The 12,833-nt window shown below is 62.0% G+C and carries 9 protein-coding genes; 5 read left to right on the plus strand and 4 right to left on the minus strand.

Annotated elements, in window-relative coordinates:
- Positions 1-10: 10 nt before the first annotated feature.
- Positions 11-1,261 carry an MFS transporter gene (locus AC1RRC_RS05265; RefSeq protein WP_493054214.1) on the minus strand — a complete coding sequence of 417 codons (1,251 nt, stop codon included), beginning with the start codon at positions 1,259-1,261 and terminating at the stop codon, positions 11-13.
- A 107-nt stretch (positions 1,262-1,368) separates the two neighbouring features.
- Here AC1RRC_RS05265 and AC1RRC_RS05270 point away from each other — a divergent pair, with 107 nt between their 5' ends.
- The 5 genes from AC1RRC_RS05270 to AC1RRC_RS05290 all read left to right on the plus strand — a co-directional run bounded on the left by AC1RRC_RS05270 (position 1,369) and on the right by AC1RRC_RS05290 (position 9,216).
- Positions 1,369-2,706: a cyclic di-GMP phosphodiesterase gene (locus AC1RRC_RS05270; protein WP_493054215.1), complete on the plus strand. Its 1,338-nt coding sequence runs from the start codon at positions 1,369-1,371 to the stop codon at positions 2,704-2,706.
- Between the two features lie 333 nt (positions 2,707-3,039).
- Positions 3,040-5,598 (plus strand): TonB-dependent receptor, encoded by a 2,559-nt coding sequence (locus AC1RRC_RS05275; RefSeq protein WP_493054216.1) that lies wholly within the window; start codon positions 3,040-3,042, stop codon positions 5,596-5,598.
- 214 nt (positions 5,599-5,812) lie between these two features.
- Positions 5,813-7,159 (plus strand): MFS transporter, encoded by a 1,347-nt coding sequence (locus AC1RRC_RS05280; RefSeq protein WP_493054217.1) that lies wholly within the window; start codon positions 5,813-5,815, stop codon positions 7,157-7,159.
- A 26-nt stretch (positions 7,160-7,185) separates the two neighbouring features.
- Positions 7,186-8,142 carry a glycoside hydrolase family 43 protein gene (locus tag AC1RRC_RS05285; protein ID WP_493054218.1) on the plus strand — a complete coding sequence of 319 codons (957 nt, stop codon included), beginning with the start codon at positions 7,186-7,188 and terminating at the stop codon, positions 8,140-8,142.
- 12 nt (positions 8,143-8,154) lie between these two features.
- Entirely contained in the window at positions 8,155-9,216 is a 1,062-nt protein-coding gene (locus AC1RRC_RS05290; protein ID WP_493054219.1) for an aldose epimerase family protein, read from the plus strand.
- 147 nt (positions 9,217-9,363) lie between these two features.
- On the opposite strand, the gene AC1RRC_RS05295 is transcribed toward AC1RRC_RS05290, so the two are convergent.
- The 3 genes from AC1RRC_RS05295 to AC1RRC_RS05305 form a co-directional block, all read right to left on the minus strand.
- Positions 9,364-10,059, minus strand: coding sequence for a GNAT family N-acetyltransferase (locus tag AC1RRC_RS05295; RefSeq protein WP_493054220.1), 696 nt, complete (start codon positions 10,057-10,059; stop codon positions 9,364-9,366).
- Positions 10,060-10,206: 147 nt separating this feature from the next.
- Positions 10,207-11,412 (minus strand): DUF4861 family protein, encoded by a 1,206-nt coding sequence (locus AC1RRC_RS05300; RefSeq protein ID WP_493054221.1) that lies wholly within the window; start codon positions 11,410-11,412, stop codon positions 10,207-10,209.
- Between the two features lie 12 nt (positions 11,413-11,424).
- On the minus strand, positions 11,425-12,831 hold the full coding sequence (locus AC1RRC_RS05305; protein ID WP_493054222.1) for a glycoside hydrolase family 88/105 protein: 1,407 nt from the start codon (positions 12,829-12,831) through the stop codon (positions 11,425-11,427).
- Positions 12,832-12,833 lie beyond the last annotated feature (2 nt).

Consider the following 12,833-nt stretch of genomic DNA (forward strand, 5'->3'; position numbering starts at 1 on the left):
CGGTTGTCGATCAACTACGGATGGCCAGAAGATAGCATGCCAGCGACGCTAGCGCGGCGCCCAGCAAGACCAGCAGCAGGACGGTGGGCGACCCGGCCTGCGCCAGCGCCGCCACCGCCAGCGGCCCGGCGGCGCGCGACAGCAGCGATGGGCCGGCCAGCGCACCGGAAATCGCGCCGTAATGGCGCCGCCCGAACAGGGTTTGCGGAATGGTGCCGCGCACGATGGTCAGGATCCCGTTGCTCATGCCATACAGTATGCAAAACGCGGCCGCAGCCCAGCCGTGGCGTCCAAACAGCAACAGCGCCAGCAGGGCGGCGGGCAGGGCGCCAAAGGTCAGCTTGCCGATGGTTTGCGGCGCGGTGTGGCGCCCCAGCGTCATTTCACCGATCCGCCCCGCCACCTGCATCGGTCCCACCAGCGCGGCCAGCGCCACCGCCACGCCGGCCATATGGCCAAACTCCCGCAGCAGTGGAATCAGGTGGACCGACAGCGCGGCAAAAATAAAGCTGTTGGCGGAAAACGCGAAACCCAGTTTCCAGAACGCCGGATGGCGCACGGCTTCGGCCAGCGTGTGCTCGCGTGGCCCGGCGGTTGCGGGCGCAGTGGCGGCAGGTGTGGCAGGTGAAGCGGTGGCGGGAGGTGCGGCAGAGACAGCCGATGCAGCCGACAGGCTGGATCGGCCGGACTCCGCCTTCTGCCGCTCGCCCCGCTGCAACATCAGATGCAAGGGCAGGCACACCACCCAATGCGCCACGCCATACCACAGCCAGGTATCGCGCCAGCCGGCCGCGTCCAGCACATGCTGGGTCAGGGGCCACGACACGGTACTGGCAAAGCCGCCAAACAGGGTCAAGGTGGAAATCGCCTGCCGGCTCCGCATGCCGAATTCCCGGTTGATGGTGGCAAACGCCGCTTCATACATGGTCATTGCCATGGCCACCCCCAGCACGGTCCAGGCCGCGTAATACGCGGCCACCGTGTGCACCTGGCTGAGCGCGGCAAAGCCCGCGCCACACAGCAGCGAGCCCGCAGCCATGACCCAGCGGCCGCCATGGCGGTCGATCAGCATGCCGACCGGTGTCGCCGCCGCGCCGGACACCAGCAGGCTCCACGAAAAGGCGCCAATCACGGTTTCACTGCGCCAGCCCAGGTCGCCGGCCATGGCCGGGGCCAGGATGGCAATCGCGTAATACAGCGCGCCCCATGACATTATTTGCGTACAAGCAAGAATTGCGAGATTGGCGCGACGAAAATGCATGAGAAGTTGTGCAATGGCAAAGCGCCAAGTGTATATTGTTATCGCGCCGCCGCTGCAATTGGCATAGCATGGAACTGAAATGTTTTCCGCATGAAACGAGGGTTGGTATGCTGAAAAAGATTCCCGTCATAGAGTTGAAACTCGGTATGTACATCGAGAAGATTGTCGGTTCCTGGATGGATTCACCGTTTTGGCAAAAGCATTTGCTGCTGGAACGGCTGGAAGATTTGCAGCGGATACAGACCAGCCCCATCAAGGAAGTGTGGGTGGACTTCAGCAAGTCCCGCGCGCTGGAGGCGCCGGCGCAAGGTGTTGTTGTTGAGCAAGATTCGGACGGCGATGCGGACGAGGAGGACGCCGAAGCGGAGGCCGGCGGCGTCCAGGACGCCGTGGCCGCCCCAGCCAAAGCCGCCGCCGCGCCGGCGCCCGCGCAGGTAATTGCCCGTGCACCGCGCGCGCCCCGCGCCCCGCTGCGCTCGATCGCGCGCACCAGCATGGCCAGCGAACTCAAGCATGCCTCCGCGCTGATCAAGAAATCGCGCCAAGCCGTCCACTCCATGTTCACGGAAGCGCGCATGGGCAAGGCCGTGACGGTGGATGACGCCATGCCGCTGGTTGAGGAAATTTCCGAATCCGTGATGCGCAACGCGGGCGCCATGATCGGCCTGGCGCGCCTGAAAACCGCCGACGATTACACGTATATGCATTCAGTGGCGGTGTGCGCGCTGATGATTGCGCTGGGCCGGCAGCTGGACCTCGATGATGAACAAATCCGCCAGGCCGGTTTGGCCGGACTGTTGCACGACATCGGCAAGATGGCCGTGCCGGCGCCGATCCTGAACAAGCCCGGCAAGCTGACCGATGAAGAGTTCAACGCCGTCAAGCTGCACCCGTCGAAAGGCCATCAAATGCTGCTGGAAACACCCGGCATGCTGGAAGCGGCGCTCGACGTGTGCCTGCACCACCACGAGAAAATCGATGGCAGCGGCTATCCGGAAGGGTTGAAGGGCGACCAGATCAGCCTGTTTGCCCGCATGGGCGCGATTTGCGATGTATATGACGCGATCACGTCGAACCGCCCCTACAAGCAGGGCTGGTGCCCGGCGGAATCGCTGCGCCGGATGGCGGAGTGGAGCAAGGGCCATTTCGATGAGCGCATGTTTGCCGCCTTCATCAAGTGCATCGGGATTTACCCGGTCGGCACGCTGGTGCGGCTGAAGTCCGAGCGGCTGGGCGTGGTGGTGGAATTACCTACCGGGCAATCGCTGATCAAGCCGAAAGTGCGGATATTTTACTCCGCCAAGGCGGCCAGCTATGTGCGGCCGGAACTGGTCGACCTGGCGTCGCCCGCTGTGACGGACAGCATCGTGGCGCGCGAAGATGCGGTGACGTGGGGCTTGAAAGACGTCGATCGGTATTGGTCTGGCGCAATAGAATTTGCATAAGGCATTAAAATTGTTGCGCATGCGACACATTTGACTTCGCGGCGGGCATTCGTCCGCCGTGTCACATTCCCTGCTTTTCCCCTTGCCGCACCTATATCCATACTGTAAGGTTTGCAGTTGTCGTACAACCTTCGAAGCATATGACGTTCCCTTGTGATACCAAAAACGATATCGAAAAGCGCGAAAAATTGATTGGATTGAATTCAGTCCCGACAATTAATATGGTTTCCAGGCAGACGGGTTTGGCAAGGACCCGGAATCGATAACTAAAATGGTATTGGAGACCAAATGGAACGGACACAAGGCCCACTTACGGCCTCGCATCAACCTTTCATGTTGAAAGCCGCTGTGGCATCGCTGGTGGCGGCTGGCGTGATGAGCAGTGCTTCGGTCTGGGCACAGGACGCCAGCACGGTGGTGGTGACGGGTGTGCGCAAGGCAGCCCAGAGCGCACAAACCATCAAGCAAAATAATGAACAGGTGATGGATTCCATCGTCGCCGACGACATCGGCAAATTCCCGGACAAGAACGTGGCGGAAATCCTGGGCCGCGTACCGGGCACCCAGATCATCCGTGACAATGGCGAAGCGGGCCAGGTCATCATCCGTGGCCTGGGCGGCATCGTCACCACCCTCAATGGCCGTGAAATGTTCACCGCCGCCGGCCGCAGCCTGTTCCTGGCCGACGTGCCGGTCGCCATGCTGCAGCGCGTGGATGTCTACAAATCGCAGGCCGCCGACATGAATGAGGGCGGCGTGGCCGGCGTCATCGACGTGCGCACCAACCGTCCGTTCGACTTCAAGGGCGAGCAGCTGGCATTGACCGCGCGCGCCGAACATCGCGACCTGGCCGGCCACACCGACCCGAACCTGTCCGGCATGTGGTCGAACCGCTGGAAGAGCGCGGAATGGGGCGACTTCGGTATCCTGGCCGGCGTGTCGTACCAGCGCGGCCGCTACCATGACGAAACCGCGTGGGTCGCGCCACCGATCAAATGGCCGCTGTATAACAACATGCAGGGCGCCGATGCCATGGGCCGCGTGATGTCGCAGGGCGACCGCAAGCGCTGGGCCGGCAACTTCTCCGCGCAATGGCGTCCGAATTCGGACCTGGAAGTGTACGCGGAAGGCTTCAGCACCAAGATCAACCACGATTCGTCCAGCGTGTTCTTCGTCGGCGTGCTGCCGTGGTTCCAGACCGGTTCCACCGTCACCACGCAACAGGGTTCCAATTACCTGGATTCGATCAGCAAGAATGGCGCGACCGATCTGTTCACCCTGAGCTCGACCCAGGCCCGCCGCGATGAATCGATCGGCCACCAGGGCGCGATCGGCGGCCGCTATAACCTGACCCCGTCGGTGCGCGTCACCACGGAACTGGCTCGTACCCTGAGCCGCTACACCCAGGAAAACCCGATCCTCGACGCCGTGCTGCCAGGCCCGCATAACATCAAGGGCGCGATCCGCGACGGCGGCGGCTACCTGGAATATCCGGGCACCGACATGACCAGCCCGAACAAGTGGGTGACCGACGTGTTCTGGGATAACCACAATGCCTCGTCCGGCCGTTCGACCGACTGGCGCGGCGACGTGATCTGGGAGCCGGAAGACAACGGCATCCTGAAAGAACTGGCCAGCGGTGTGCGCCTGGCCAAGCGCTTCGCAACCTACGTGCACGAAAAGGACAACTTCAACAAGGTTGCCGCGATTCCCGTGACGTCGATGCCAAGCGGCCTCAATTGCGTGACCGAAGCCACCGGCGGCAACTATGGCATGAACCAGTTCTATGCGCCATGCCGCGATTACCTGCTGAACAACACGCAGGCATTGCGCACCGCGCTGGGCCTGAAAGGCCGTACCGCAGATGATCCGCTGTCGTACTACTCGGACGTGGAAACCACCACCGCCGTGTACCTGAAAGCCAAGTTCGGCGTGGACGTCGGTTCGGTACCGGTCGACGGCGCGGTGGGCGTGCGCTGGGTGCGCACCAACCAGGAAGTCGATGGCTACACCCAGTTGACGTCGGCCACCGGCGCCTCGACCATCACCCCGGCGCACAGCGACACCACCACCAACGACATCCTGCCGAGCGCCTCGCTGCGCGCCAAGTGGGCGCCGAACCTGCAATCGCGCCTGGTGGCTGGCAAGGCCATCCAGCGCGCCAACTTCGGCGACTACAACCCGGGCCTGATCCTGCACGATTCGACCGCCACCACCCTGGCGACCGGCAGCGCGGGCAATCCGAACCTGCGTCCGACCCAGAGCAAGAACGTGGACGTCTCGCTGGAATGGTACTTCGCTCCGGCCAGCTCGCTGACCGGCACGCTGTTCGAGCACAAGTTCACCGATTACGTGATGTGGAAGCAGCGTAACGAAACCATCAACGGCAAGACCTACCTGGTCAACCGTCCGCATAACGTGGGCAAGGCCAACCTGAAGGGCGCGGAAGTCGCGTTCCAGCAGTTCTTCACGTTCCTGCCGGGCTGGATGAGCGGCCTGGGCGTGCAAGCCAACGTCACCATCCTGCAGGGTGGCGTACAGGAAGAAGGCGGCACCGGCACCACTCCGGACTTCCCTGGCATGTCGAAAAAGGCGTACAACCTGGTTGGCCTGTATGAATACGACAAGTTCTCGGCCCGCCTGGCCTACAGCTGGCGCGACAAGTTCGTGGCCGAGTACAACTACCGCGGCTGCTGCGACCTGATCGTCGATCCGATCAAGTTCCTCGACGCGTCGGTCTCGTACAAGCTGACCAAGGACGTGACGGTGAGCGTGGATGCGAACAACCTGTTGAATTTCGCTTACCACGATTACCATGGCACTTCCGCCGCACCGCGTGACGTGCGCCGCTATGACCGTACGGTCGGCGTGTCGCTGCGCTGGAAGATGTAAGGAAGGCGTTGTATGAGCGGTTGTGCCGTCGAGGTCAGAGGCGGCGGCATGGCCGGTCCGGTGCTGCTATCGGGGCAGCGCCAGCCGCAGGCCCGCTTGGCGGGTTTGTAAAACCCGCCCTACGGACGCAAACTCCGTGGGGCGGTTTTGCCAAGGGCATAGCCACCAGCCATGCCCGCGGCTTGAAACAGGTTTGACAGTATCGGAGCAGCAGATGCACACGCAAAAACTAACCACGCTGGAAAAGATCGGTTTCGGCGCCGGCGACATGGCGCTGAATGTGGTGATTTCGTCGATGATGTTGATCATCACGTTCTTTTACACCGACATCTACGGCCTGCACACGGAAGACCTGGCCGTGCTGTTCTTCGTGGTGAAACTGGTGGGCGCCTGCGCCGACCTGGTGATGGGCCAGATCACCGACCGCTTCAGTGGCAAGTGGGGCCGCTACCGTCCGTATTTCCTGCTGCTGGCCGTCCCGTACGGCATCAGCGTCTTCTTTGTCTTCACCACGCCGTCGTGGGGCTATGACGCCAAGCTGCTGTGGGCGTATTCCACCTACATCCTGATGACCATCATGACCGCCGGCGTCGGCATTCCCTATATCTCGCTGCCGAGCAGCCTGACGGCCGATCCGCAGGAACGCCTGTCCGCCAATGGCTACCGCCTGTTCTTCGCCAAGATCGCCGGCTTCCTGGTCACCATCGTGGTGCCGGTGCTGGCCGAGCGCTGGGGCGGCGGCAATCCCGCCACCGGCTACCAGATGGCGATGGCGGTGATGGCCGCGATGGGTGTGGCGCTGTTCCTGTTCTGTTTCTTCACCACCACCGAGCGCGTGACGCACGTGGTGGAAAAACAATCGCTGTGGGCGCAGCTGAAGGTATTGCTGCGCAATGACCAGTGGCTGATCCTGTGCGGCGTCTGCGTGACGGGCACCATCGGCTATGTGCTGCGCGGCTCGGTGGCGATTTATTACGCCAAGTATTACCTCGGCGGCGATACCGCCACCGTCTCGACCTTCATGTCGCTGGGCGTGGCCGCCGCCATCGTGTCGATGATCGCGTCGACCTGGATCACCAAGTTTTATTGCAAGGTCAAACTGTTCCGCTACTCGCAAATCGTGGTGGCGCTGCTGTCCGTCATGATTTATGTGTTCGTCAAACCGGGCGACATCATGCTGGCCTTCGCGCTGTACTTCGCGCTGTCGTTCGTGGTGGATTTGCATGCGCCGGTGTTCTGGTCCGCGATTGCCGAGACCATCGACTATGGCCAGGTGAAAACCGGCAAACGCGTATCGGGCTTTGCCTTTGGCGGCATTTCCGTGTGCCAGAAAGCCGGCATGGGCGTCGCCGGCATCCTGGTGGGCGTGCTGCTGACTTACTTTAATTACCAGCCTAACCAGGAACAAACCCCGTTCGCGCTGAATGGCATCGCGCTGATGCTGTCCGTGATTCCTGGTTTCTTCCACTTCCTGATGGGCGCGCTGATGTTCAAGTACCGCATCAGCGACGAGTACTACACGGAAGTGAAGGCTGAAATGAAAAGCCACGCATATCAATAACCATGTGGCAGGTTGAATTTCTGGAAATGGAGAATCCCGTGGCTGACATTTTGAAGCCCCTGATCGAGCAACGCGCCGATCCGCATATCACCAAGCATACGGACGGCTATTACTACTTCACGGCGTCCGTGCCGCAATACGACCGCATTGAATTGCGCCGCTCGACGACCATCGCCGGCCTGGCCGACGCGGAAAAAGTCGACGTCTGGCACAAGCCGAGCGTCGGTCCGTACAGTGAACTGGTGTGGGCGCCGGAACTGCACTACAACCAGGGCGCCTGGTACGTGTACTTCGCCGCCGCGCCGAGCCGCGAAATCAAGCACAAGCTGTTCCAGCACCGCATGTATGCGATCCGCAATACCAACGCCAACCCCTTGGCCGGCGAATGGGAATTCATGGGCCAGGTCGATACCGGCATCGATACCTTCTGCCTGGATGCGACCACGTTTACCCACAATGGCCAGCTGTACTATCTGTGGGCGCAAAAAGATAACGCTATCGAAGGCAATTCGAACCTGTATATCGCGCCGATGAAGACGCCGTGGGAAATCGAAGGCAAGCCGGTGATGCTGTCGAAGCCGGAGTTTGACTGGGAAATCCGTGGTTTCTGGGTCAACGAAGGGCCATCCGTCCTGAAACGCAACGGCAAGATTTTCATCAGCTATTCGGCCAGCGCCACCGACGAGAACTATGCGATGGGTTTGCTGTGGGCCGATGACGGCGCGGACTTGCTGGACCCGGCCTCGTGGACCAAGTCGGCCGCGCCGGTGCTGCAAACCTGCTTCGAGCACGGCGTGTATGGCCCGGGCCATAACAGCTTCACGGTCGGCGACGACGATGAAGTGCTGCTGGTGTACCACGCCCGCACCTATACGGAAATCATCGGCGATCCGTTGTGGAACCCGGACCGCCATACCTATGTGAAACCGCTGCGCTGGGATGACCAGGGCATGCCGGTGTTCGGCCGTCCCTCTTTGGCGTAACTGCGTGGTGCGATGAAACTTCTACATATTTCCGAAGCTCCGTTTGGTACCACCCAGGCCGGTGAGCCGGTCAGCCTGTTCACCATGGTGAACGGCAATGGCATGACAGTGAAGGTCACCAATTACGGCGGCATCATCACGGAATTGCACGTGCCCGACCGTGACGGCAAACTGGCCGACATTACGCACGGCTTTGACAGCGTGACGCCATATGAAGGCGATGTGCCGTACTTTGGCGCGCTGATCGGCCGCTATGGCAACCGTATTGCCAACGGCAAGTTCGAGCTCGATGGCGCGCAATACGAGGTCGATGTCAATAATGGCGTCAACCACTTGCATGGCGGTGCGCAGGGGTTTCACAAGCAGGTGTGGAAGGCCAAGGCCTTTAGCCGCGCCGATGAAGTTGGCGTGGCTTTGCAGTACACCAGTGCCGATGGCGAAATGGGCTATCCCGGCAAGCTGCAGGTGGAAGTCGAGTACCAGCTGAACAACGCCAATGAATTCAAGGTGCTGTACCGCGCGACGACTGACAAGACCACGCTGGTGAACCTGACGCAACATGCGTATTTCAACCTGTCGGGCGAGGGCGACATCCTCGGCCACCAGTTGCAGATTTGCGCCGACCGCTACACGCCGGTCGACGCCGGCCTGATTCCGGTCGGTGGCCCGGTGGCCGTGGCGGGCACGCCGTTTGACTTCCGCAAGTCGCAACCGATCGGTGCGCGCATCGACGCGGACGATGAACAGTTGCGCCGTGGTCTCGGCTACGACCATAACTGGGTCTTGAATAAACCGGTGCCGGGCTTGCTGGCGCTGGCCGCCACCGTGCGCGACCCGGCATCGGGCCGGATGCTGGAACTGTACACGCGCGAACCGGGCTTGCAGTTCTACAGCGGGAACTTCCTGGACGGCACGCTGCAGGGCAAGGGCCGCACTTACCAATACCGCAGCGGCATTTGCCTGGAGCCGCAGCATTTCCCGGATTCGCCGAACCGGGCCGATTTCCCCCCGACCGTGTTGCGGCCGGGAGAAACGTACATGACGGAGTCGCTCTACCGGTTCTCGGCGGTGTGACGATAGTCGTGTCAGGTGCGCGGGCCGGTGCCGTGAACAGTACGGGCCTGCGCACCGTTGTGTTGTCGTAGTACTTTTCTTCTGTGTGATGTCTTTCGGGCCGGGAAGGGTGACTTTCCCGGCCGTTTTTTTTACGCCACCATCTTGTCAGGCGACGGTGAACAGCATGTTGTACGTGTCCTGCGTCTCGCCGATCACGACAAAGCCCAGCCGTTCATACAGGTGCAGCGCCGGATTGACTTTCAGGACGCACAGCTTGACCGAGGCGCCGGCCGCCATGGCTTGCGCCATCAGGGCGCGCAGTATTTGCTCGCCCAGCCCTTTGCCCTGGTGGGCGGGCGCCACCTGGATTTGAATCAAGTCCCACACCGGCGCCGTGCGCACCACTTTCAGCAGGCCGATCGGCTCACCCGCCAGCAGCACCACCTGCGCCCACTCGAAGGCATGCAGGACGCGCTGCATATGGGCTTCATCGCTGGGCGTCATGCCTGCCGCCACCATCACCGCATCCATCGCCTGGTGGCGCAAGTCCATCAGGAACGGAATATCGGTTTCCGTCGCGGGCCGCAGGGCGGGGCGGTGCTTGGGGCCCAGTAAGCTGAAGCTTTCGTCCGGAAAGCCTGCGCGCACCGCCTGGTAGATGATCCGGCCGACGGATTCGTAACCTGCGCCTTCTTCCCGCACGAATTTCAGCAACGGCGCCGGCGCGCGTCGCGCCGCCTGCTCAAGGATCGGCAAGGCCTCCAGCGCAGGGATGGTGACGCCCTCGATGGTGACCGTCTTCTGGTCGGCATGGAAGTGGATTTCGAGCGTATCGCGGGCTGGCGTGAGAGTAGTATTCATTGTGCGGGGACTCCGGCAGCGCGTGGAAAGAGTTAATTTTATGCTACCGCCGTGCCGGCCGCAAAAAAAACAGGCCGGAGAGTTTCCTCACCCGGCCCCAAAGACATCACACAAAGCTACTACAACTACCGACAACACAAATTCACGTTATGGCACCGCCTTCAATGCCACGCGCACCGGACTGTTCAAGCGTGCCGCGGCTTGCGCCACGTAGGCTTGCCACTGCTCGCGCGTGGTGATGTCACCGGCGCGGCTCCACGCGGCGCCCGCCAGGTAGCGCACCGGCTTGCCGGACACCGCCGGCGCGACGATCAACTGGTTCAGCGGATCTTCCGCATAACCGGTGGAGGTGGGCAGCACGATGGCCGTACCAAACGCACCGTTGGTGCTTTGTTCAACCCACTGCAGCAGCGCATGCGACTTGCCGTCGCGCTCGACCTGGATCACGGGATTCTGGCCCTTGTCGGTGGGCGTCTTGTTCAGGCCCGCCGCGATGTCCAGCTTCGCCGGGCCGTTGAAGGTGAACGTGCTGTCGATGGTGTCAAACTGGTGGCCCGCATCGACAGTAAAACGCTTGGTTTCCGCTACTTGCGTTCCGGCCGCGTCCCAGCCGCTGTAGCGCAGTTCGAATATCGCGCGGATCGGGCCATTGGCCAGCACTTTCCATTCCGCGTAATTGGTGCTGGCATGCAGCGCCTTGCCATCCCAAACACCGACCCCGCCCGCGCCGCGCGAACGGCCGACGTTGTACATGTCCATGCCTTCGCCTTCGTCATGGTGGTAATGGTCGTGGCCCTTGTTGTACCAGCGGTCGACGATCGGATAGCCCACGCGCTTGAACCAGATATCGAGGCCGCTGGTGACCAGCACTTCCTTGCCGCTGCCCGGCGCGGCGGGCGCGGCCAGCGCGGGGCCATAGGTGCGGTGCGCGATCTTGTCGTTTTCCCACGCGAAGTCATCGAGCCGCTCCTGCACATAGCGGGCCGAGACCTTGTTCGGGAATACCGGCGCCAACGTGTCGGTTTTCTCGACGGTGAAGGTGGCGCTTTTTTCACCGCTTGCGAAGCTGTGCTGGAAAATAAGGTCGCCGTACGCGATACCGACATTGTTCGGGTCCTTCGCTTGCGGCGCCACGTTGGTCACCTGGTGCGCCAGCACGCGGCCCTGCGCATCCTTGACCGCGATCCGCTGGATCAGCGCGTTCGGCAGCGCCTTGTTAACGTCCGCCCACGGGATCGTGATGGTTTCCGACGGGCGCGCCATCTCGAGGTCATGGCTGACCGTGACCGACAGCGACGCGGCCCACGCCGGCGCCGTGCTGAATGCCGCGGCGATGAAATACATTCGTTTCATGGCAACTCCCGCTTACTGGTGTTCACGGTAATCGGTGGCGCCAATGCCCTTGGGCTGGTAATGATAGGTGCGCACCTTGTACTCGACATTGATGTTCGGGTTTTTCAGCATTTTGAGCACTTCGGCGCCCGCCATCAAAGTCGGGCCGTAGCCATGCAGCGCATGCACGCTGGTGGGACGGTTGTAGTAATACGCCTGGTCGCCCGCCAGGGTGGTGCCGACGCAAATGCCTTCGATCTCGCCCTTGGCCGTGACCTTGGTGGACAGTGCCTGCCAGCCGGTCTGCGCGATGGAACCGTAGGTGGTCGGGCTGATCCAGCCCTGGTTGACGGCGTGCGCGATGGTGTAGACGAACATGGCGCTGGCCGAGGTTTCCAGGTACGAATCGTTGCGGTCGATCATCTGGTGCCACAGGCCGGAACCGGACTGGCGCTCGGCGATGCCTTTCAGGGCCGCGCGCAACTGGTTCAGCACCGGCTCATAGCCCGGATGGTCTTTCGGCAGCACGTCGAGCAAGTCGGACATCGCCAGCACGGCCCAGCCATTGGCGCGCGACCAGTAGAAGCGCGGCGCGTCCGGCGCGTTCTGGTGCCAGCCGTGCGTATAAATGCCCAGTTGCGGGTTGAACAGGTAGCGCGACATGTTCAGCACATTGTTGACGGCGTCGTCGAAGTACTTGCGCTGGCCCGTCATGCGGCCCAGTTCCGCCAGCGCGGGTATGCCCATGTACATGTCGTCGCCCCACAGCGACACCGCTTGCGGACGCTTGCGCGCCAGGGTACCGTCGGTCAGGCGGAACTGTTTGTTGGCGACCCAGTCGCTGCAGGCCGTGATCATGCCGGACAAGTCCGGGCCGATTTTCGCGTGGCGCACGCGCATCAGCGCGGCGCAGAACGAGCCGGAATCGTCCAGCGAGCGGGGATCGAGGAAGCGCGCAAAGCTGTTGGCGCGTTCCAGCTTGAATTGCTTTTCCTGGGCGGCGAAGTAGGGCTGCTTGTCCTTGAAGAAGGCGAAGTGGCGTTCCGTCATGGCCATGTAGCGCTTGTCGCCGGTGGCGTCCGCCACTTTCAGCAGGGCGGAATGGAACAGGCCCATTTCATACACGAGGATGCCGTAATCGCCCTTGGCCGGTTCGATGATGGCATCGGCCACCGGCTTGCTGAAGTCCGTGATTTCCGCACCGGTCTTCTTGTTGATGACGCGGGTCGGGGTGGTCGACTCCATGTAGCCCCGGATGCGGTCCAGCGTGCCCGTGATTTCCGCGGCAACCGGCATCTTGTAGGGAATCGGGTACGTCCCCTCGGACACATCGTCGAGGTTCTTGTTGTCCGGATTACGATAGGGGCCGGCGGCGTGCGCGGAACCCAGCAGGACGATGGCGGCGGCCAGGCCGGTCAGCAGGTGCGGAATGGTTTTCATGG

It is taken from the genome of Pseudoduganella sp. GW821-FHT12E03 (assembly GCF_058807115.1).